The sequence below is a fragment of the Rhodopseudomonas sp. AAP120 genome (assembly GCF_001295845.1).
Taxonomy (GTDB): Bacteria; Pseudomonadota; Alphaproteobacteria; order Rhizobiales; family Xanthobacteraceae; genus Rhodopseudomonas.
The window spans coordinates 36,905-57,624 of the sequence record NZ_LJIC01000018.1 but is presented as its reverse complement, the minus strand read 5'-3'; the positions used below and the strand labels follow the sequence as shown (position 1 = coordinate 57,624).

The 20,720-nt window shown below is 64.8% G+C and carries 17 protein-coding genes; 6 read left to right on the top strand and 11 right to left on the bottom strand.

Annotated elements, in window-relative coordinates; translation table 11 throughout:
• Both IP86_RS04140 and IP86_RS04135 read right to left on the bottom strand, forming a co-directional pair.
• On the bottom strand, positions 1-981 hold the full coding sequence (locus IP86_RS04140) for an ABC transporter permease (RefSeq protein ID WP_054161254.1): 981 nt from the start codon (positions 979-981) through the stop codon (positions 1-3).
• Between the two features lie 74 nt (positions 982-1,055).
• Complete coding sequence (locus IP86_RS04135; RefSeq protein ID WP_054161253.1) at positions 1,056-2,618, bottom strand: ABC transporter substrate-binding protein; 1,563 nt, start codon at positions 2,616-2,618, stop codon at positions 1,056-1,058.
• Between the two features lie 357 nt (positions 2,619-2,975).
• Between IP86_RS04135 and IP86_RS04130 the strand changes: the two genes are divergently transcribed.
• Positions 2,976-3,767, top strand: a complete 792-nt coding sequence (locus IP86_RS04130) for an HAD-IIA family hydrolase (protein WP_245290531.1) — start codon at positions 2,976-2,978, stop codon at positions 3,765-3,767.
• 12 nt (positions 3,768-3,779) lie between these two features.
• Here the strand turns inward: IP86_RS04130 and IP86_RS04125 are convergent, their stop codons facing one another.
• The 6 genes from IP86_RS04125 to IP86_RS04100 form a co-directional block, all read right to left on the bottom strand.
• The gene (locus IP86_RS04125; RefSeq protein ID WP_054161251.1) at positions 3,780-5,690 is read right to left on the bottom strand and encodes a nitric oxide reductase activation protein NorD; all 1,911 of its coding nucleotides are present in this window, start codon (positions 5,688-5,690) and stop codon (positions 3,780-3,782) included.
• Positions 5,691-5,819: 129 nt separating this feature from the next.
• Positions 5,820-6,632 (bottom strand): CbbQ/NirQ/NorQ/GpvN family protein, encoded by an 813-nt coding sequence (locus IP86_RS04120; protein WP_054161250.1) that lies wholly within the window; start codon positions 6,630-6,632, stop codon positions 5,820-5,822.
• A 63-nt stretch (positions 6,633-6,695) separates the two neighbouring features.
• Positions 6,696-8,042, bottom strand: a complete 1,347-nt coding sequence (locus IP86_RS04115) for a cbb3-type cytochrome c oxidase subunit I (RefSeq protein WP_054161292.1) — start codon at positions 8,040-8,042, stop codon at positions 6,696-6,698.
• A gap of 37 nt (positions 8,043-8,079) precedes the next feature.
• The gene (locus IP86_RS04110) at positions 8,080-8,532 is read right to left on the bottom strand and encodes a c-type cytochrome (protein WP_054161249.1); all 453 of its coding nucleotides are present in this window, start codon (positions 8,530-8,532) and stop codon (positions 8,080-8,082) included.
• Positions 8,533-8,637: 105 nt separating this feature from the next.
• Positions 8,638-8,907, bottom strand: coding sequence for a cytochrome C oxidase subunit IV family protein (locus tag IP86_RS04105; protein ID WP_054161248.1), 270 nt, complete (start codon positions 8,905-8,907; stop codon positions 8,638-8,640).
• Between the two features lie 4 nt (positions 8,908-8,911).
• A complete protein-coding gene (locus IP86_RS04100; protein WP_054161247.1) occupies positions 8,912-9,505 on the bottom strand; it encodes a cytochrome c oxidase subunit 3 in 594 nt (197 codons plus the stop codon).
• A 150-nt stretch (positions 9,506-9,655) separates the two neighbouring features.
• Here IP86_RS04100 and IP86_RS28975 point away from each other — a divergent pair, with 150 nt between their 5' ends.
• Positions 9,656-9,811, top strand: a complete 156-nt coding sequence (locus IP86_RS28975) for a hypothetical protein (RefSeq protein WP_197279626.1) — start codon at positions 9,656-9,658, stop codon at positions 9,809-9,811.
• 8 nt (positions 9,812-9,819) lie between these two features.
• Here the strand turns inward: IP86_RS28975 and IP86_RS04095 are convergent, their stop codons facing one another.
• On the bottom strand, positions 9,820-10,800 hold the full coding sequence (locus tag IP86_RS04095) for an NADPH:quinone oxidoreductase family protein (RefSeq protein ID WP_054161246.1): 981 nt from the start codon (positions 10,798-10,800) through the stop codon (positions 9,820-9,822).
• 196 nt (positions 10,801-10,996) lie between these two features.
• Entirely contained in the window at positions 10,997-13,324 is a 2,328-nt protein-coding gene (locus tag IP86_RS04090) for a hypothetical protein (protein ID WP_156332391.1), read from the bottom strand.
• 314 nt (positions 13,325-13,638) lie between these two features.
• On the opposite strand from IP86_RS04090, the gene IP86_RS04085 reads away from it, so the two are divergent.
• The 4 genes from IP86_RS04085 to IP86_RS04070 all read left to right on the top strand — a co-directional run bounded on the left by IP86_RS04085 (position 13,639) and on the right by IP86_RS04070 (position 17,984).
• Entirely contained in the window at positions 13,639-14,514 is an 876-nt protein-coding gene (locus IP86_RS04085) for a hypothetical protein (protein ID WP_197279624.1), read from the top strand.
• A 70-nt stretch (positions 14,515-14,584) separates the two neighbouring features.
• Complete coding sequence (locus IP86_RS04080; protein ID WP_082363830.1) at positions 14,585-16,210, top strand: phospholipase D-like domain-containing protein; 1,626 nt, start codon at positions 14,585-14,587, stop codon at positions 16,208-16,210.
• Positions 16,211-16,216: 6 nt separating this feature from the next.
• Positions 16,217-17,197, top strand: a complete 981-nt coding sequence (locus IP86_RS04075) for a hypothetical protein (protein ID WP_054161243.1) — start codon at positions 16,217-16,219, stop codon at positions 17,195-17,197.
• Positions 17,198-17,216: 19 nt separating this feature from the next.
• Entirely contained in the window at positions 17,217-17,984 is a 768-nt protein-coding gene (locus IP86_RS04070; RefSeq protein WP_156332390.1) for a carboxymuconolactone decarboxylase family protein, read from the top strand.
• 335 nt (positions 17,985-18,319) lie between these two features.
• Here IP86_RS04070 and IP86_RS04065 read toward each other — a convergent pair whose 3' ends face one another.
• Positions 18,320-20,719 (bottom strand): DNA/RNA non-specific endonuclease, encoded by a 2,400-nt coding sequence (locus IP86_RS04065; RefSeq protein WP_082363828.1) that lies wholly within the window; start codon positions 20,717-20,719, stop codon positions 18,320-18,322.
• Position 20,720 lies beyond the last annotated feature (1 nt).

The window sequence follows — 20,720 nt, the reverse complement described above, 5'->3', positions numbered from 1 at the left end:
TCAAAGCTCCACGCGCGGATCGATCAGATAGGCGACCAGATCGACGATGATGTTAATGAACACGAACACCGCACTGGTGGTGATGGCGATGCCCTGAATGACCGGGAAATCGCGGCCGACCACCGAGACCACGGTGAGATTGCCGAGGCCCGGATAGTCGAAGATGTATTCGATCACCAGCACGCCGCCGATCAGCGTCGACAGCTGGATGCCGAGCAGATTGACCAGCGGAACGGCGGCGTTGCGCAGCGCATGCGCGTAGACAATGCGACGGCGCGACAGGCCGCGCACGCGCGCCTCGTCGATGAACGGCGCTTGCATCACCTCGCTGAGCGAGGTCGTCAGCGTGCGGATAATGAACGGCGCGATCTCCACCGACAGCACCAGCGCCGGCAGCAGCACGTAGGAGAAGCCCTGATAGCCCAGCGCCGGCAGCAGATTGAGCTTCACCGACAGGAACAGGATCAGGACGATCGCCAGCCAGAAATTCGGGATCGACACGAACAGCGACTGCAATCCGAAGGCCAGCTTGTTCGGCCAGCCGTCAGGTCTGAGCCCGCCGGCGATGCCGACCGGAAACGACAGCAGCAGCGCGAACACCAGCGCGACGGCGCCGAGCTGCAGCGTGAACGGCAGGCGCTCGAGGATCAGGTCGATCACCGGCGCCATGTCGGACTTGGTCGGATCGACGTACTGGCCGCCGGCCGCCACCATGCCGCTGCGCGGCCGCAGATACGACTGGCCGAGATCGCCCTGCAGCAGGCCGACCATGTAGCGGCCGTATTGCACGATGATCGGATCGCGCAGCCCCATCTTGGTTGCGACCTTCTCGACCACGTCGGCCGGCGCCATGCCGCCGACGATCAGCCGCACCGGATCGCCCGGCACGACGCGCAGCAGCGTGAAGATGATAAACGAGGTGATACCGATGATCAGGAAGCCCTGCAGGATCCGCTTGATGAGGAATTCCAGGATCAGCATGAAGGCGTCCTATGCATTGCCAGAAGAAGGCACGACGGACCGGGATGCCCCCGGTCCGCCGCGTGGATGACCGATCAGGCCAGCGTGGCCTTGGTCATGTCCTGCATGCCGTTCGGGTAGATGTAGAGACCGTCCAGCTTCTTGCTGTAGGCATGGATGAACACCGAGGTGAACAGCGCCAGCGCCGGCGCCTTCTTGGCGATGGTCGGCAGCGTCTCGGTCTGCAGGATCTTCTTGCGCTCCTCCAGCGACGGCGCGTTGCGCTCCTTGTCGAGCACCGCGTCGATCTCCTTGTCGACGATGCCGGTGATGCGCTTCGACGACGAGTGGAAGTGCGTGCGCAGCACGAGGTCGGGCTCCGGCGAACCGGTGCACCAGCCGCAGTCGATCATATTGCCTTCGCCGCCGCCGGGCTTGTCGTACAAAAGGTTGCCCCAAGCCGCGACTTCCAGCGTCTGCAGGTTCACCTTGAAGCCCTGCTCCTGCAGCATGCCGGTGATCAGCTCGGCGTATTCCTTGGTCTTCGGATAGAAGCCGACCGAGGTGTAGTAGGTCAGTTCCGGCAGGCCGGCGCCCTTCGGGAAGCCGGCTTCGGCGAGCAGCTTCTGCGCCTTGTCCGGATCGTATTCCGGATAGTCCGCGACCTCGGCATAGCCGAACTTCACCGGCGAGATGTGCGCCTTGGAATAGGTGCCCGAGACGCCGAGGATCTCCAGGATCTGCTTGCGGTCGATCGAGTGGCAGGCGGCGAGCCGGATGCGCGGATCGTCGAACGGTTTCTTCGAGCAGCGGAAGAACAGATATTTGTTCTCGACCGAGATCGCTTTGTGGATGTTGAAGCGCTTGTCCTTGGCGATGGTCTCGACCTGCTCCTGCTCGAGTCGCTCGATGATGTCGGCCTCGCCGTTGAGCAGCGAGAGGGTGCGGGTCGTGGTGTCGCCGACGAACTTGTACTCGACGCCGGGGATCTTCGGCGCGCCCATGAAGAAGTCCGGATTGGCCTTCAGCACCGTGGTGTCGCCCTTCTGCTCGACATACATGAATGGGCCGGTGCCGTTCATGCGCGCCGAGAGCTGCGCCTTGTTGGCGACGTCCTTGGCCGACATGATCGGCAGGAACGACGACAGGTAGTAGAACAGCGTCGCCGGATAGCCCTGCTCCTTGGTATTGATGCGGCAGGTGAAGTCGTCGACGATGTCGACCTTGACGAGTCCGGGGTACCACTGCGCCGGACGGTCGGGCAGACAGCCGTACTCATAGGTCGCCTTGACGTCGGCGGAGGTGAACGGCGCGCCGTTGTGGAACTTGACGCCCTTGCGCAGCTTCACTTCCATGGTGAACGGATCGATCGGCGTCAGCGACTCGGCGAGTTCGAAGATCAGTTCGTCCGGCTTCTCGGGCTTCATCGGCGCGCGGGTCAGATAGCCGAACACGAAGCCTTCGACGATCAGTTGGCCGAGATTGGTATGCGTGGTCGGATCCCAGTTGCCGGTCAGGGCTTCGGCGCCGAGGAAGCGCAGCGTGCGCCCTTCCGCCGCGAAGGCGGAGTTGAACAGGAAGTTGGGATCGACGCGGCCGAATCCCAGCGCGGCCGCCCCCGCGGCGCCGCCCAGCAACAGGTTTCTGCGATTGATCATGGTGCCCTTTCCCCTCGGGGTGCTAATCAGGTGACGCCGAATGCCGCGAACCGCGGTCAGTCGCTTCGCTCGCAGAGCAAGGACACCGGGGCGGCATCGTCCCCGTGACAATGTGAAGCCTAGACCAACTGCCTGCGCGGCCTGATACCCGCTGCTCCACGATTCCGTTGCTCACGCTTCTCCCGCAGGCATTGCTTGGAATCCGGGCTATATCGGTTGCTGCAGTGCGGCTCATTGCACGCGCACACCGCCTTTCCGGCGGGCAGAACATGAACGGTGCATGGGCAGAAATGGCCTGACCGACGGCCCTCGCCTATCGTCCCGGGGATCATGAGCAGAAGGAGACTCGACTTGGCTGTGGCCGGCGACGACAAACGGGCGATCCGGGGCATCATCTCGGATCTCGACGGGGTGCTGTATCGCGGCGATCAGCCGATCGCGGAGTCGGTGGAAGCCTTCAAGGCCTGGCACGCGCGCGGCGTGCCCTACGCCTTCGTCACCAACAACGCGACTAAATCCGCCGCACAGTTCGCCGCAAAGCTCGAACGCATGGGCGTGCCGACCACGGCCGCGCAGGTGTTCAACGCCGTATCTGCCACCGCCAGCCTGATGCAGCAGCGCTGGCAGAATGGGACGCGCGTTTTCGCGATCGGCGAAGCGCCTCTGTTCGAAGCGATCGAAGCGAGCGGCTTCACGCTCGCGGGCGACGATGCCGAGGTCGTCGTGCTCGGCTTCGACTACGCACTGAGTTACGACAAACTACGCACTGCAGTGCGCGCGGCGCTGAACGGCGCCAGCGTCGTCGTCACCAACCCCGACCTGCTAACTCCCGCCGACGACGGCTTCGAACCCTGCGTCGGCGTGCTGGCCGCTGCCGTGACCGCCGCGGTGCCGGCGGTCGTGCCGATCGTGGTCGGCAAGCCGCAGCCGTTCATGGTCGAGGCCGCGCTGGCGCATGTCGGGACAGACGCATCCGAGACGATCATGATCGGCGATCAGGTCGCAACTGACATCATCGCCGGCCAGCGCGCCGGCCTGCGCGCGTTTCTCGTCACAACCGGCATGGCCCATGTGGCGGTCGACGGTGTGACGCCGGACCGGGTGATCGACAGCCTGAGCGAGTTGGTCCACGAAGTGAGCGCCTGGTAGCCCGACGGGACGCTAACGCATCAGGTGCTGATAGATCCGCGGCAGCGCCGACGGCAGCCGCTCGACTTGGCCGACGATCGCGTAGCCGGCGCGGCCGAACAGCGGTGCGAAATAATCCTGCGCGTCGACATCGATGGTGACGCCGAACACCGCGACGCTGCTGCGCCGCGCCTCCTGCACCGCCTTGCGGCTGTCTTCGAGCGCGAAGCGGCCCTCATAGTGATCGATATCGTTGGGCTTGCCGTCAGTGAGCAGCAGCACCAGCTTTTTGTGCTGCGGCTGTGCGGCGAGTTCGGCCGTCGCGTGGCGCAGCGCGGCACCGATCCGCGTATAGTAGCCGGGCCGCAGCGCTGCGATGCGTTGCTCCACCAATGCGCCCATCGGCTCGCCGAACGCCTTCACGGTTTCCACCCGCACCCAGTCTCGGCGGCGCGACGTAAAGGTCAGGATGCTATGCGCATCGCCGCAAGCGGAAAGACCATGCGCCAACACCGTCAGCGCCTCCTTCTCGACGTCGAGCACGCGGCGATTGTCGATCCACGCATCGGTGGACAAAGACACGTCGACCAACAGCGTCACAGCCAGATCGCGCGCCTGCGGCCGCGCGGCGAGATGCAGCCGCTCCGAACCGGCCCTGCCGGCGGACAGATCGCAGCGCGCCCGAACCAGGGCATCGAGATCGAGATCGTGGCCCTCGGGCTGCGCGCGCAGCAGCTCGTGGCGCGGCCGCAGCGTTTCGAATTGCCGCTTCACGCGCTTGATCAACGCGCGCGTAGCCTCGCTACATTGCCAGGCTTCGCCCGTGGCCGAGGCCGGCGCAGCGTGAACGCGGCAATGATCCGGCAGATAGGCGCCGCGCTTGTAGTCCCACTCCGGATACAGCTTCCCGGTCGAGAGCCGCCCGGCTTCGACCGCCTGCGGCGGCAGGTCGAGGTCGAACCGGAACTTGCTCGACGGCTTCTTGCTGGATTTGCCGAGCGTGATCTCGTCGAGATCGTCGGCGGCCTTGTCGGCGTGCTCGTCGTCGTCTTCGTCGGTCGGACGATCGACGTCAACCATCTCGGCCATCGCCAGGATCTTCTCGAACCGATTGAGCGCCAGCGGATCACGCTGCGGACCGTCGTTCGATTTGCGCTTGGCGGACTTGCGACGCGCTTGGGAGGTTTGGCGCGAGGCGACATCGCTCGGTTCGTCGGCCTCGCCGCGCGCGGCGCCCTCCGAACGAGCCCACACCTCGCCCCACAGCGGGCACGGTAGAAACGTCTGATAACCGGGCGGTGCCTTGGGCGGCAAGTCCGCGTCGCCGACGATGATCCGCCACAATGCAGGATCTGGTCGCGCGTCAGCGCCGAGCAGCGCCAGGATCAGCGTTTCGATATCGCGCTCGGAGCGAGACAGCGAGCGCCGGGGCCGCGCTCGGGCAAGCGCTCCGCCAAGCTTAGCGTGCGCGGCAGCGAGGCCGGGAAACTTCGCCAGCACTGCACGCGTCGTTCGCTCCGCCCGACGCAGCGTGAATAAGTCCCGACGCAACGGATCGCTCTCGCTGATCGCCCCGTCCGACGCCACGGCGAACCAGGCCGCAAGCCAGCGATACAGCGCGCGATTGAGCGCCGCGTCAGCAAACAGCGCGATCCGCTCGGGCAGGAACAGTGTCGCTTCGTCTCGCACAGGCTGTGCCAGCCGCTCCTCACCAAGGCCGATGCGTTGCTTCCAGCCGAGACTGTGGCCGGAGGTCCTTGCGCCGGCCGGCGCGATCTGCACGCCGACTTCGCCACCGAGCCCGCGATACATCACGCCCAGCGCGGTGCGCTCGTTGCTCAACAACGCGGCCGCCTCCGGATAGTCCGGATAGCTCGCCGCCCGTCCGACCATACGGTGCCACGCGCGGCCGACGGTTTCTTCGAGTTCGAGGATGTCGAGCATGGTTGGCCTCTCACGCAAGTTGGAATCAGACCATCGCCCCGTCCTTGCGAGGAGCGGAGCGACGAAGCAATCCAACGCCATGCGCCGGGCTGGATTGCTTCGCTGCGCTCGCAATGACGAGGAGAGACATCACCCGATCACCGCGTTGGCCACTTCGATCAGCGCCGCCTTGACGTCGGCATCGTCCGTCAGCGGCTCGATCATTGCCGCCAGCACGGCGTCGCGCAGCGGCAGGCCTTCGGCGATCAGGCTCGCGCAGTACACCAAGAGACGCGTCGAGACGCCCTCTTCGAGATCGTGGCCCTTGAGCTTGCGCAGCCGCGTAGCCAGCGTCACCAGAGGAGCGACCCGTTCGGGCGACAGCCCGCTCTCGGCTGCGACGACAGCGACCTCCTGGTCGTGCGGCAGGAAACCGAATTCGATCGCAGCGAAGCGCTGCCGCGTCGATGGCTTCAGCGTCTTGAGCAGGCTCTGGTAGCCGGGATTGTACGATACCACGAGCATGAAATGTGGCGGCGCGGCGAGTTCCTCGCCGGTGCGCTCCAGCGGCAGCACGCGGCGATCGTCGGCGAGCGGATGCAGCACCACGGCAACATCCTTACGAGCCTCGACCACCTCGTCGAGATAGCAGATGCCGCCCTGCCGCACCGCGCGGGTCAGCGGGCCGTCGACCCACACCGTTTCGCCGCCCTTGAGCAGATAGCGGCCGGTGAGATCGGCGGCGGTGAGATCGTCGTGGCACGACACGGTGAACAGCGGCAGGCCGAGCTTGGCCGCCATATGAGCGACAAAGCGCGTCTTGCCGCAGCCGGTCGGACCTTTGACCAAGAGCGGCACGCGGCGCTTCCAGGCCTGTTCGAACAGCGCGCATTCGTGGCCGGCCGGCGCGTAGTAAGGCGGCGGCGGGACGACGGCTTCGACGGCATGCAGAGCGGGCTTCATGGCGGTGTCTCCCAAGGAGGAAAAGGCTGGCGGCCACGGCGTCATCGTGGCCGCCAGTTGGGCCTATTCGGCCGGCTGCAGGGCGCTGCCGAGGGCAGCCTGCTTGGTGCGCCCGGGGACCAGGATCGCCCAGACGAACATCAGTGCGGAGATCAGCACGCAGACCCCGGAGCCGAGCCGCACCCAGTAGAACAGCGCAAGCTGATCCTGCACATCGATGAAGCTCTGGCCGAGCACGCGCTGCAGGTGTACCTGGATGACGCCCGCGAACGTCAGCGCGAAGGTCATGACGCTCATCGCGGTGCACATCAGCCAGAACGAGGCGATCGACAGCATCTGGTTGTACGGCGCGCGGCCGCGCAACTGCGGGATCGCGTAGGTCATCATCGCCAAATTCAGCATCACATAGGCGCCGAAGAAGGCGAGATGGCCGTGCGCCGCGGTGACCTGGGTGCCGTGGGTGTAGTAGTTCACGCTGGACAGCGTGTGCAGGAAGCCCCAGACGCCGGCGCCGAAGAAGGCCATCACCGAGCAGCCGACCGACCACAACAGCGCGGCGCGATTCTCGTGCTTGCGGCCGGCCTTCCAGGTCATCTGCACGGTGAAGATCACCATGGTGAAGAACGGCGCAACTTCCAGCGTCGAAAACAGCGAGCCGATCCACTGCCAATAGCTCGGCGCGCCGATCCAGTAATAGTGATGGCCGGTGCCGAGGATGCCGGAGAACAGCGCCAGGCCGATGATGACGTAGAGCCACTTCTCGACCACTTCGCGATCGATGCCGTTGAGCTTGATCATCAGGAAGGCGAGCACCGACGCCATGATCAGCTCCCAGACGCCCTCGACCCAGAGATGGACGACGTACCACCAGTACATCTTGTCCAGCCCGAGATTGGCCGGGTTGTAGAACGAGAATAGAAAGAAGATCGCGACGCCCCACAGCCCGAACAGCAGGATGTTGGTGACGGTGGTCTTGCGCCCCTTCAGCACCGTCATGGTGATGTTGAACAGGAACATCAGGCAGACCACGACGATGCCGATCTTGATCACGAACGGCTGCTCGAGGAATTCGCGACCCTCGTGATAATGGAACAAATAGCCGACCACCGCAGCGCCGGCCGCACCGAAGAACAGCCAGAACTGCAGCTTGGCGAGAAACGGACTGAACAGCTCGTTTTCGCTTTCTTCCGGCACCAGATAGTAAGTGCAGCCCATGAAGCCCATCAGCAGCCACACGATCAGCGCGTTGGTGTGGATCATGCGGACGATGTTGAAGGGCAGAAGCTCGGACAATGTGTTGGGCAGCACGTAGATCGTGCCGGCCAGCACGCCGAACGAGACCTGGGCGAGAAACAGCGTCAGCGCGCCGTAAAAATACAGCAGCGCGACCTTCTGGGTTTGGTATTTGATCATGATGGTGTTTCCGATGACGGGCGTTTAATGGCGATCAACCGGCGCTATTCGGCGGCCACGACTGGGTCTTGATCCGACTGGTCCATTCCAGGAAATCGGCGAGGTCGTTGACCTCCTGATCGCTCAGATGGAATTGCGGCATCTGGCGGCGGCCCTCCACGCCGGAGGGCTGTGACGCCATCCAGGATTTCAGCATCTCGCGCGCCTGCGCCGGGTCCTTGTCGCCGCCCCACCGCACCCAGACGTTGCCGACCTCGGGCGCGTAGTAGGCGCCCTCGCCGAGCAGGGTGTGGCAGTTGATGCAGGAGTTCTTTTCCCAGACGTGCTTGCCGCGCGCCACGGAGGCGGTCAGCGTCGAAGCGTCGGTCGACCGCGTCGCGATGTAGTAATGGCTGTGTGCGGTGAGGCCGACGAAGATCGCGAAGAAGAAGGCCGAGCCGCCGAAGAAGACGTTGCGGGCGGCGGACTTGGTGAGGCGCTCAGCCATCACGTGGTTCCTTTCGATGCGGGAGGATGCGGAGCTTGCAGCTTCGCAACCGATGCTATCAAAGGCGGTCAAAGCGACGTTGTGCTGGCACAACGTTCAGGGCGATCAGCGCAGCAGTTGCGCGGCACCGGGGATCAACGCGGCGAACGTCACGAAGCCGATCCACGCGAACAGGATTGCACGCCACGGGCCGGCGGAGTGCCGCAGCCCGAAGTAATCGAGCACGAGCAGACGGGCCTTGAGGGCCGCGATGGTGATCAGCAGCGCGCCGCCGGCGAATGCGGCGGCCGAACCACGGCTGAGCGTTATGGTCGCAGCGGTGAGGATCAGCAGCAGCAGCGCGGCACGGTCACGGCGATGAATCGGCCCGGTCATATTTTCACCGGATCAGATAGATGATCGGCACCAGCATCAGCCACACCAGGTCGACCATGTGCCAGAACGCGGCGCCGGTCTCGACGCCCTCCGCATCGGCGCGCCAAGCCACGACGGCGAGAATGACGAGGCCGAGCACGACGTGCAACAGATGGAAGCCGGTGAGCAGGAAGTAGAGCGTGAAGAAGGTGCTGGTCTCGAGATCCAGACCGCGGCCGATCTCGTCGGCATATTCAAACAACTTCAGCCCCACGAAGACGAGGCCGAGTACGGCTGCGCCGGTGAGCCAGCTCCGCGCGGCGGCGCGTGCACCCCATGCCGCCGAGGCGCTGGCGCGAGCGGCGCACCAGCCGCTGCTGACCAGGCAGATCGTATTGACGGCCGCGATCAGTGGATCGAGCTGCGCCTGCCCGGCCGCGAACGTCGCAGGATCGAGCGCCCGCGCTACCGAGAATGCCGCCAGCAGCGCACCGAACGCGGCGAGTTCACTGAAGATCAGCAGCCAGATCATTGGATGGCCGGGCAGCGAATCCAGCACAGACGCTTCGGGATCGACGGACCGAAGGGCATCGACCGTCGCAGCAGAAGGATTGGTCATGCCGCACCCTAAAGGGCGCCAGGCGGCGCCGTTTGTCGGGGCACAACCTCACGGCACTTTCTGCCGATCGCCACGAAGGTTGTGCTGCGGCAATCATGGCGCGGAAGCGGTCGCTATCGTCAGGGCATGTCAGACCGAGGGGAGACCGCCATGACCGAAGCGCAATGGGGGTTGATCGTCGTCACCGCCATCATCATCGTGTTCACGGTGGCGATGCGTTCGGTCGGCGCATTGCGGACCGCCAGCACCGCGACGGCAATCGTCGTCACGGTGGTGATCGCAGCATCGCTGCTCCTGACGCAGTGACGGCGCGACTACGCGCCGATCCGCACCACCATCTTGCCAAGCGCCGCGCGCGTCGTCATCGCCGTGAAGGCATCGCGAAATTCCGCGAACGGGAATACCTTGCCGACAACCGGCACAAGCGCGCGATCGCGCAGCCAGGCAAAGAGCTGCCGCATCGCCTCGTCGCGTATCGCGGGCTCGCGGCGGCCGATCTGCGCGAGATCGACGCCGAGCAATGCGCCCCCCTTGAGCAGCGGCAGGTTGAACGGCAGCGCCGGGATGGTGCCGGCCGCAAAGCCGACCACGAGATGGCGGCCGTTCCAGGCGATCGAGCGGAAAGCCTGCAGGCTCACCTCACCGCCGACCGGATCGTAAATCACATCGGGACCGTGCCCCGCCGTGAGCTCTTTGAGTTGATCGCGCCAGTCGGCGCTGGTGTAGTCGACAGCCTCATCGGCACCGTGCTTCAGCGCGAACTGGCGCTTCTCCTCGCTCGAAGCCGCGGCGATGACGCGTGCACCGAGCAGCTTGCCGATCTGAACGGCCGCAATGCCAACGCCACCGGCGGCGCCGAGGACCAGCAGGATGTCTCCGGCCCGCAGTTGCGCCCGATAGCGCAGCGCATACAGCCCGGTCAGATAGTTGGCGAAGAACGAGGCGCCGATCTCCGGCGCCAGTCCATCCGGCGCCACCATCAGATCCGTCACCGGCACGCAGATGTATTCGGCCAGAGCCCCATTCCGCGCCATGCCGATCACCGGCGTGCCCGGCGCGGGCGCCTCGACTCCGTCCGCCACCTCTTCGACGACGCCGGCGAACTCCGATCCTGGCGTGAACGGCAGCGGATCCTTGGTCTGATACAGGCCCTGAACCTTCAGGCCGTCGACGAAGCCCACCGCGGCCGCCTGGATACGCACCCGCGCCATGCCGGGGCCTGGCGAAGGCTCCGGCGCCTCCCTGATGTTGATGTTCTCGATGCGGCTAAAATCGTCGACCACGACTGCTTTCATGACATCCTCTTCGCGAGACCTGACACTGCATAGCCCGAAAACGGCACGCGTGCACAGGTTGGAAGAGCAGGTGGCATGACAACACGAACAGGCCGTCACCGCGGCCGAAAACCGGGAGCGAGGAGCCGCCTGCGTCCGTGGCTCGCCGTCGGACGCAGGCTTCGGTGAGGTGACACACACCGGCGCTTGGCGGATCTCAATCCAGCCGTTTGAACTGCAGATTGAGGAAGTCCCCTCGGGGATCGAGTGTGACGCCGGAGTACGGCTCGCTGAGGTTGCTCGGCACCCTCAGATTGCGCGGCGGCGATGCGAACACGCGATCCGTCACGGCGGCGAAATCGACGACCGACGCATCGACGGGAGTTGGAGCGTGATCCCACCACACGAGCCAGTCTGCGGTCGCCGAAAACACTGCGGCGTCGAGCGGCGTCCCATCCCTCTGGATATTTCGGACGATTGCGGCGAGGCCCTGCAGATAAGCCTCGGCCGTCAACGACGGCTTTCGCGTTCCGATATAGAGCCTGCTGCTCCCGACCTGCCAATCGACCGAACGTTCGAACAGATGATAAGGCTGATCGGCGGCGATCGTGTCGGTGGCAAGCAATTGCGGGAATCCGCTGTGGCTTTGGGCCATGTCGAACGCCAATTCGTGCATCTCGCTGTAGGCGCGCCCGCCGATGCATCGCTTGGCCTCGTGATAGCAATCCTGCGTGCGATAAAAGACGAGCGCGACCTCGTCCGGAAGCGTGCTGCCAGCTGCGACCGGCACGACGGCAGGCAGATATGCGCTCAATCCGTAGAGCCGCTGGACCTGGATCGTCATCGGCATGAAGACCTCGCCGAGCCGATGGACGAATCCTTCGCGTCCACTCTCGGCTTTCTTTCGCCCCCGGAAGACGCGGACTGCATCAGCCGGCACCGGCCGCACGCGCGCGGTCGATTTGGCCGGACGCAGCTGAGGCTCCGCGGCGCTCCCGGTTTCTCCCCATAACTTGCGCCAGCCTTCGACAAGCAAGCTGTCCAGCGCCGGAAGTCCGACATCGGCGCCAGCCGGATGATCGGCCAACTCCACCGCGGCGGCGGCGAGGGCGGCGGAGAGCTTTGCATCACGCTCCAACAGACGGCTCGCCAGGAAGCCTGCCTGAACGATCGCATGGATGCGCCGCACGCCCTCTTCGGTCGGCTTGCTTTCTGCCGGAAGGCGCGGATCGCGTTCGAACGGCGCGGTGACTGCCACCTTGGTGGCTGTGCTCGACGTACTGAAGATTCCGAACACCCGGCGGCGGGCGAGTTCGAAGGCCTGGCGCGCGGTGATCCCGCCGGACCACAGCACGTTCACGCCCAGCGTCCGGCCGTAATCGCGCAAGGCTGCGATCTGATCGACGGTAAGCACGCCGCCGGAACTGTCCGGCGACTGGACCAGCTTACGCGGCGTAACACGGTCCGGTGCATCGAACAGAACCGTGGTCGCACCGGCGCCGCGCGCCGCCTTCAGCCAGCGCCGGGCCGCCGCTTCGCACTGATTGACCTCGAAGACCTCGGTCGCAGTCACGAGCGGCGTATCGACATAGAATGCCGGGATCGCGCTCCACCCGGTCGTCCAGCGCGTGATCAACTCGATCACCTGTACCTGCTCTTCCAAAGTGAGCGGGAGGAGCCCGTATTTGCCGGCATCGAACCCTCCGGTGCGGGCCGATTGAAGGCCCGTCCAGATCGTCCGTGCGGCGGACTCGACGTCGACCAGATAGCGCGGAGCGAGTCGGACGCCGCGGGCTGTCGCCGCCTTCAGCAGCCGGTTGGCCGCAGCTACCCCGAGAACGTTGAGCAGGCCCTGCCCGCCCCAGCGCCGGCGCGCATAAGGCAACATCTCCCCGTCGACGGCGACCTCTGGGATAGCGAGATCGGCTGCCGCAGCGATCACCCGCTCGATCTCCGTAAGCTGTGCTTCGCTCTCGATCTCGGCGTTGAAGGCGACCAAGATCGAAAGCCGGTGCACGGCCGACGGTCCAATGCGGCCGTCGCGGCGCGCATTCTCGAGACGGGCGACAAGCGCGGCAAGCGGCGCGGTGTCCGCCCCCGGCGGCTGCAGCAGGCGAACCGTCAGCGGCCGCGGTCGGCGGTCCGGCGTGTCGAGAAACGGCTGAAAGGCGGCCACGATTGCATCCGCCGATGCTTCCACGGCGGCGAACTCCGGAAGCTGTCCGGTCAGCCGGACGTTGACGCGCGTCCCGACATTGGTGGTGAGCAGCAGCCGTCCCGCCGCCGCGTCGCGGAGCGCAGCGTATTCGGGCGGCCCGATCGGGACCTCGCCGGCGCTGGTCATTCGCTCGCCGTCGAGCACGACACCGAGCGCGAGACGTTGGGTCGCGCCCGCGATGGCTTTGGCGGAGGCGAAGGCGGCATCCACCACGACTCCGCCTGCGCTGCCGTCGTCGCTGACCGCAAAAAGCGGACCGTTCAGTTCGCTGTCGTAATCCGCCAAGAGCAGGCCGCTGACCGACCCGTGAGACTCCCAATTCGTCATCTCTGCCCCTCCAGCGCAAGGCGGTCGGGTCGGGGCTCCCGGCCCATGGAGCGTCGAATTGGACCGAAACCGTCAAGCGCGAGTCTGTGTGGTTCGGATTAGGCCTGTGGTCGCGGCGGATACTAACGCTTGCAGAATCGGCATTTCAACTATAAATTGATATTGCGTTCATTGACAACCATTATCATTTTCAGCTGAGTAATTCCAATAGGTTGAAGGTATCCGGCAACGCTGAATTGAGAGTGGTGCGCTCAATCGGATTGCCCCGCGCCTGGGGGAGCAGGCGCACGGCGTCTAACCGCGAGGGGTGCCTCATGAAGAAGCCGAAGCTTGGCCCGCCCAACCTGCTGCGTGATGCGCGCGTTTATCTTTCCGGACCGATGGACTTTGTCGCCTCGCGCGAGGACGAGAAGCGGTTCGGCTGGCGCAATCGCGTCAGTGAATTTCTCCGCGTGTTCGGCGTCACCGTCTTCGACCCGTGGTTCAAACCGCAGATCCGAGGGGTCGCCGAATATGGACGCGAGGACGAGACGACCGCCAAGGTCCGCACCCAGTGGAGCTTCGCGCAGGGCGCCGAAGGAGCAATGGCTCGAGCGAACTGCGCCGAGCATTTCTGGCCGGCTCTGCACATCGATCTGCGGATGGTCGATACCAGCGACTTTCTGGTCGCGTTCGTGCCGACCAATGTCTACAGCGTCGGAACGCCGCACGAGATCATCATGGCCCGCCAGCAGCGGAAGCCGGTGCTGTTCGTCAGTCCGCCGGTTGAATTCCCGACGCTGACGCAACTACGCGATCATCTCGCCAGCCGCGGCGACGGCGAGGGACAACGGCTTCTTACTGCGCTCGAAGCCGAGGTTCCGATCAAGCCGAATCCGACCGGCTCTCCCAGTCTCTGGTACATGCCGCTGATCGGCGGCGAGCACTTCTTCGACGGCTTCGGCTTCGGCCAGTATGCCAAATTGTTCGGATGGCCTCGCTCCGCGCTCGACGAGCGCGAGAGTAGAACGCCGCCGCAGAAGCCGCTGCTGCCATTCCTCGAAAGCCTCAACACCAAGCTGCCGCAGAAGTGGGACCGTGCCCGGAAGCAGTTCGGCCCCAACGACGATTGGCTGCTCTGGCAGTTGGAAGGCGGCACCGACGAGGGCGCGACCGTCAAGGGCGTCAATCTCGAAGCCGCGAAGCCGTGAGGTGCAGTGGCGCCCACTGAGTTTGGTTGATTGCGTTGCCGGCGTTCTGGAGTGATTGGGAGATCAGGCCATGCGCGTACGTCAAGCATCCGGTCCGTTGAGCGTCCATGCCATCGCGGGCGGCTACGTCATTCTGCTGGGCATCGACATGGAAGAGCAGGCCAGCAAAGGCCTGCTCGGCTTCGCCATCGAGCGGATCGAGCACGGACACGGCGACGCACGCGCCTGGCTACAGGCGCTCAAGGTCTTCGAGAACGTTGCGGTTCAGCCCGGCCCGGTTTCCACCGAGCAGCATCCGATCCAGGGCTTCTTCTGGGGCGACTACACCGTCCGCTACGGCCACGACTACACTTATCGGGTCGTCGCGATGCGAGGCGCTCCGGGCGCGCTTCAACCGGCCGAAACCGTGGAGGTTCGCATCGCCACGGAGGTGGAAGACGCCGGGACTCACGCGGTCTACTTCAACCGCGGCGTCGCAGGGTCACAGGCATACACCCGAAAATTCGGCGACAAGCGGCCGGACGAGGTCCCGAACCGTGAAGCGTACCGCTGGCTTTCGCGCGGACTGTTCCGCGCGATGCTGGATTTCATTCATCGCGCCGACAGCGCCGACTGGGGACTGCGCGTCGCCGCTTACGAATTTCAGCAAGGCGCCGTCCTCGCCGCCCTGAAAGGCGCCGCCGATGCCGGTGCCGACGTCAAGATCGTGTACGACGCCCGCGAAAAGGCCAACGGGCCTGCGCAGGCCAATCGGGACGCAATCGAGGCTGCCGGGCTCGCGGATCTCACGATCCCGCGCACCGCCAGTCCGAGCGCCATCTCGCATAACAAGTTCATCGTCCTGCTGCACAAGGACGAGCCGATCGAGGTCTGGACCGGCTCGACCAACTTCACCGACGGGGGCATCTTCGGACACTCCAATGTCGGCCATGTGGTGCGCGATGCCGCGGTTGCCCGCTCCTATCTCGACTATTGGAGCGCGCTCGCCGAGGACCCGGACATGAAGGATCTGCGGCCGCACGACGAGGAGGCGTTCCAGGTGCCCGAGGGTGCGCCGCCGATCGGGACCAACGCCGTGTTCAGCCCGCGCAGCAATCTGGATATGCTGCGCTGGTACGCCGAGCGGATGGACGCGGCCGGCAGTGCGGTGTTTTTCACCGCCGCCTTCGGTGTCAACGACCTGTTCGAGGAAGTCCTCGACCACAAGAAACCGTATCTGCGCTACGTGCTGCTCGAAAGCGCCGACCGCGACATGGAGCGGCTCGACCGCGACCACCTCAACCAGGTCGCCGTCGCGAACATCCTGCCGAGAAACGAATTCGAGCGCTGGCTCGAGGAACACCTGACCGGCCTCAACAGTCACGTCAAATACGTGCACACGAAATACATGCTGATCGATCCGCTTGGCCCCGATCCGCTGGTGATCACGGGCTCGGCGAATTTCAGCGACGCCTCCACCCGCAAGAACGACGAGAACATGCTGTTGATCCGCGGCGATGCACGCGTGGCGGATCTGTATCTGACAGAGTTCATGCGTCTGTTCGCTCACTTCCAGTTCCGCGGGCTGGCTCATGCCCGCGCCGCAGCCGAGCCGCAAAAGGCTCGTTCGTTCCTCAAACCGGACGACAGCTGGCGGCTGCGCTACTACGAGCCCGGTTCGCCGAAATGCCTCGAGCGTCAATACTTCGCCGGATGATGGGCCATGTCGCGTGAACAAACGATCCGGCAGGCGGCCGACAGGCTGCTCGGCTATCTGGAAAGCGAATTCGAACACAATGGCAGCTCGCGCAGCGCGCCGGGCGACGTGCAATTCTACTACAAGATGCCCGCCGTCTTTGCCCTCGGCGGCCGACGCGCGCTTGCCCATCGGACGCTGGCGCAGCTCACGAGCCGCTTCATGCCGAACGGCGTCTTCGACCTCTCGGCCGATCCCGTCGCGCACCCATGGACGCCGTATCTCGGTGGCTGGGCCGCGTGGGGGGCAGCGGCGCTCGGGCGTTTCGACATTGCCCGCCAGATCATGCGATCGGTGATCGCATTTCGTGATCCGGGCACGGGCGGCTACGGTTTCTCCGGACCGCAGGGCAAGACACTGCTCGACCTGGAGCGCAGCGGCGCCGCGCTGATGGGTGCCGTCTGGTCCGGCGATCTCGTCGAAGCCCACAGCGCCGCCCACTTCCTGCGCCGCGCCTTGGCTCACCAGCCCGAGCTCGACAAGGCATTCTATGCCTATCTCGATACGCACGGGCACGTCGTTCCTGACGCCTCCGACCGCAACGCCTATTTTGACCTGACGGATCCGTTCGCCCGGCCCGCGATGTTTGCGACCGGAATTGCCGGGCTGGTCTGGTTCGCGCGTGCCAGCGGTGATCCCGCCATCCTGGATCTGGCCGAGAACTATCTGCGCTTCGTGATGGCATATCACGGCGACGTCGCAGCGCTCCCGCTGTCGACCAAGCTGGGGTGGTCGGCCTTGATGCTGCACGCCCACCGGCCCGATCCGCGGCTGTCCGACCTGGCTCAACGGTCTGCTGACGACCTCATCGAACGTCAGAAGCCCGACGGCTCAATAGACTTCGACGCGCTGCCGGACGTTCCGAAACCGATCGAGAAGGTCTGGCTGGTCGGTTGGGGCTGCGACTGCGCCCTCACCCTAATGGCGGTCGCCGACGACGCGGCATGATCATTCTTTGGAGGACGACATGACCAACATGAAGCAAGGACCGTGGACGCGAATCCGCCCCCTGCAGATCGACGAGGTCGACGACAACACGGCTGCGGCGCTCAAGGCGGGCGAACTGACGTGGGGGCATTTTCCCAACAATCTCATCAAGGTGATGGCGTACTGTCCACGCCTTGCTCAGACCGAGGTCGAGTACTGCAACTCGTTCATCTTCGATCCGGTCACGACCTATGGAGACCTGCAGACGGCGGGCTTCAACGACCGCTTCCTCAAAGAACTGGTCATCTCACGGACTTCGCTGATCAACCGCTCGCGCTACTCGGTCACGCATCATTCCTTCATCGGCATGAAGCTCTACTCCGACGCCGGCCGGCGCGACGAAGCACACAGCAAGTATCTGCACCTGCACGAACACGAAAAACACCCGCAGGTGTACACCGAGCGGGAGCGCATCGTCCTCGACTATACGGCCAACGTCGCCCGGGACGCGCATCTCGTCGACGACAAGCAATTCTCCGACCTTCGCCGCGTACTTGCCGCGCACAACAAGGCCGATCCGCGCACCAGCACCTTGACGGAGACGGCGGCGGCTCGATTCGTCGACACTCAGATTGTCGAGCTGACCTGGCTGATCGGCCATTTCTGCCTGCTGAACCGATGGTTCACTGCGCTGCAGGTGCCGGACGAAGGCCCGGACGACGAGGCGAATTTCCAGGCCAGCTACGAGGAGATCGTCCCGCAGGATATCCGCGATCGTAACAGCAGAATTCTCGCAGGCGAGTTCTGATCGTGCGCGAGGAGACCTGCCGCAGGTCGCCGCGCTCGCGGCTGCGAGCAGCGTCTTAAAGTTTTCGACGGGCGGCGACTTCCGGTGGGCGGTCGCTGCCGCCCTTGGGGGCGGCAGACCGGCTTTGCAAAAAGACAACTCCAGCAGAAGGACGCGCGAGCAAGAGGTCGCGTAAGCAAACGGATACGTGAGTCGGGAGCTTCGGCATCTTCGCCGTTTCGCCGGCCATCACCTCCGCCCGGCGGTGACACAGCAGCGAACGGGCTTTGCGACTCCCAACTATCGCCTCGCCGCCCGCAGCAATTCCGCTCGGCTGTCGCGGTGCGAGAAGCGGGTCAGATGCTGAGCCACACCTCGAGTGACTTCGCCGGCCCGGAAGCCTTCGTGGCGCGGACGCTGCTGCGTCCAAGAGCTCGTAGATCGGCAGCGAGCACCTCGGCAGCGCGGCGATCCTCTTCGTTATCGGGATAGCGGACTTCGTTGAAGCCGCCGGCCAGCGCGGTTCGATCTTCGGCAGCGATGTCCCACCCGAGCATCTTCAGTTTGTCGTCGGTCGCTTTGACGTCGTTCCGGCGCAGACCTGCGAATCTCACCAGTATCGTCCGGCCGGATGCGAGGGACCAGTCGAGCTTCGGCTTCAGTCCGGCCATGAGCGTGCACGCTTGCGAAGTGTCTGCGCACCCGCCCAGCGCTGCCGCGGCGTCGGCGAGCGCACGCCGGGCGGTGGCTTTGATGTCGATCCAGCTCTCGCTGTCCCATCGCGTCTTGGGAATGGCGGCGAGCAGAGTGAGCATGTTGATCTGCGCTTCCGGACCAAGAGAAGCGAACGACTTCGCGATCGACGGAATGGCGTCCGCCAGCGGCCTCAGATCGCTCTCATGTCCCTGGAGATCGCGGATCGCCGCCATCAATTGTGTCATCGCCGATGCCCGCGCCTCCGCGTCGGCACCTTGCGCTTGAACGAGCAGAGCGACGAGATCCTTCCCGGTCTGTGTGGCCGGTATCGCCAACCGTGCCGTGGACGGCGAGGCGATGTCGGCAGCGCGCACCATCTCACCGAAATCGAGCTTGGCGAGCCGCTCGATCGCCGCAAGGCGCGTCCGGTAGGCCTCCGGCGAGAACGGCGCAGGCATGCTGCCGCCGTCCTGCGGAACCACATAACCCTCCACGATCAGACGTCCCGGGCTGGATGGATCGGATGCGATCAGCACCTTCCAGAATTGCTGCGGAACCCGCATCCCGTCGATCGTGGGATCATCGGCCCCGAAGATCGGCCCGGTGAAGATGATGATCCGGTCGGACTTCTCGCTGAACTGCTCGCGGGCATAGCGTTCGAAGCCGACCCAGGGGCCACGATTGAAGGCCGGATAGCGCGGCGTCACATTGGTCATCACATTCGTGACGCCAAAGGCGATCCGGCCGGCGCTTTCCGGATCGTCGGAGAACGCGTCGCCCCAGGCGATGTCGCGTGCGTTGACGAGGCGCCCACGGTCCAGATCGGTGCCGGCAAAGGCCTCCGGGGAAAGCTGAGCTTGTTCTGGTACTCGCGGGTCGACCTGGAACGTGCCGATCGGCCTCTCAACCGAGACGATCTTCGAGCGCTGCAGGTTGACCGCACTGAACACAGGCATACGCCGGACAGTATCGAGCACTACGCTGAAATTGATAGACGGCAGCGGACGCCCTCCCTCATAGGCGGTTTCGCGCCCCGCCGCCGTCAACGAAGGCAGCGGAATTGTGAATGTGCCGATGGCCCCCGCCTGAGATCTGTTGCGGACCAGCGACGTCTGCAGGAATCCGCTGTCGTAGCCGCGCATGAACTGGTCGACCGCCACCGGCGCAAGCGAGGGCGGTTGGTCGAGGGCGGCGACGAACGGCCTCAGGATCGTGGGGATCTCATCGGCATTGACCTGCCCCTGGTCACGCAGACGATGCAGCAGCTTCGCAACGTCCTGAAGAGCCGCCATTCGGGAATCGAGTTGATCCTGCCGCTCCAGCGCCTCCTTGGCCTGGTCGTTGAGGCTCTCCTGAAGCTGCTTGTTCAGATCATCCTTGGCGTCGGATGTCTCTTGCTCCGCACCGAGCGTCTGCTCGATCTCCCGCTGATTCTCTACGGCCCGGACCAGCAAATAAGTGACCACGCCGGCGAACACCAACAGGACGATCACCAGGGTGCTCAGGATCCCGATCTTGCGACGGCTTCGCTGAGTTTCGGCGATGCGACTCGCATCGACGAGCGCCCGAATGTCGTCGTCGTCGCGAACATATCGCTCGGCCTCGCGCAGAGCGTCTCCCTGCAGCAGCCAGCCGTCGTCGGTGCTCTCGCGCCACTGCCGCGCACTGGCCGAAATACGAACGATGGCGCGACTGCGTACTAGCTCCTCGTCGCTGCCGGCAACGCCGGCGGGCACCTGCTCCCTTGCGTCCGCCGCAGACTCGCGCTTCGGCTCAGCCGACTGGAGTTGCGGCCGCGCAAGCGCCGGAAGCGCCCAGTCGTTCACGCCGCGCGTGATCAGCTCGGCGGTCCAGAAGCGGATGATCTCCTGTGCCTTGCGTCGCTCCCGCGGGTCGATGATGAAGCGGCCGCTCGACGCGGCAGCGTCGAGGAATTCCTTGATCGTCGACGTCGCCACATCGGCAATCGTCGACGCCCCCGAACCTGGGTCAGGAAGCAGGCGCTGATGCTCCTCCTGCAACGCCTTCAGAGACGAAAATCCGCCCGCAATTGTTTCCATG

What these genes read in the sequence shown, in the direction of transcription:
- IP86_RS04075 (WP_054161243.1), top strand. Translation starts at nt 16,217, where the DNA reads ATGTCGCGTGAACAAACGATCCGGCAGGCGGCCGACAGGCTGCTCGGC.
- IP86_RS04085 (WP_197279624.1), top strand. Translation starts at nt 13,639, where the DNA reads ATGAAGAAGCCGAAGCTTGGCCCGCCCAACCTGCTGCGTGATGCGCGC.
- IP86_RS04110 (WP_054161249.1), bottom strand. Translation starts at nt 8,532, where the DNA reads ATGGCTGAGCGCCTCACCAAGTCCGCCGCCCGCAACGTCTTCTTCGGC.
- IP86_RS04090 (WP_156332391.1), bottom strand. Translation starts at nt 13,324, where the DNA reads ATGACGAATTGGGAGTCTCACGGGTCGGTCAGCGGCCTGCTCTTGGCG.
- IP86_RS04140 (WP_054161254.1), bottom strand. Translation starts at nt 981, where the DNA reads ATGCTGATCCTGGAATTCCTCATCAAGCGGATCCTGCAGGGCTTCCTG.
- IP86_RS04135 (WP_054161253.1), bottom strand. Translation starts at nt 2,618, where the DNA reads ATGATCAATCGCAGAAACCTGTTGCTGGGCGGCGCCGCGGGGGCGGCC.
- IP86_RS04105 (WP_054161248.1), bottom strand. Translation starts at nt 8,907, where the DNA reads ATGACCGGGCCGATTCATCGCCGTGACCGTGCCGCGCTGCTGCTGCTG.
- IP86_RS04100 (WP_054161247.1), bottom strand. Translation starts at nt 9,505, where the DNA reads ATGACCAATCCTTCTGCTGCGACGGTCGATGCCCTTCGGTCCGTCGAT.
- IP86_RS04120 (WP_054161250.1), bottom strand. Translation starts at nt 6,632, where the DNA reads ATGAAGCCCGCTCTGCATGCCGTCGAAGCCGTCGTCCCGCCGCCGCCT.
- IP86_RS04125 (WP_054161251.1), bottom strand. Translation starts at nt 5,690, where the DNA reads ATGCTCGACATCCTCGAACTCGAAGAAACCGTCGGCCGCGCGTGGCAC.
- IP86_RS04080 (WP_082363830.1), top strand. Translation starts at nt 14,585, where the DNA reads ATGCGCGTACGTCAAGCATCCGGTCCGTTGAGCGTCCATGCCATCGCG.
- IP86_RS28975 (WP_197279626.1), top strand. Translation starts at nt 9,656, where the DNA reads ATGACCGAAGCGCAATGGGGGTTGATCGTCGTCACCGCCATCATCATC.
- IP86_RS04070 (WP_156332390.1), top strand. Translation starts at nt 17,217, where the DNA reads ATGACCAACATGAAGCAAGGACCGTGGACGCGAATCCGCCCCCTGCAG.
- IP86_RS04095 (WP_054161246.1), bottom strand. Translation starts at nt 10,800, where the DNA reads ATGAAAGCAGTCGTGGTCGACGATTTTAGCCGCATCGAGAACATCAAC.
- IP86_RS04065 (WP_082363828.1), bottom strand. Translation starts at nt 20,719, where the DNA reads ATGGAAACAATTGCGGGCGGATTTTCGTCTCTGAAGGCGTTGCAGGAG.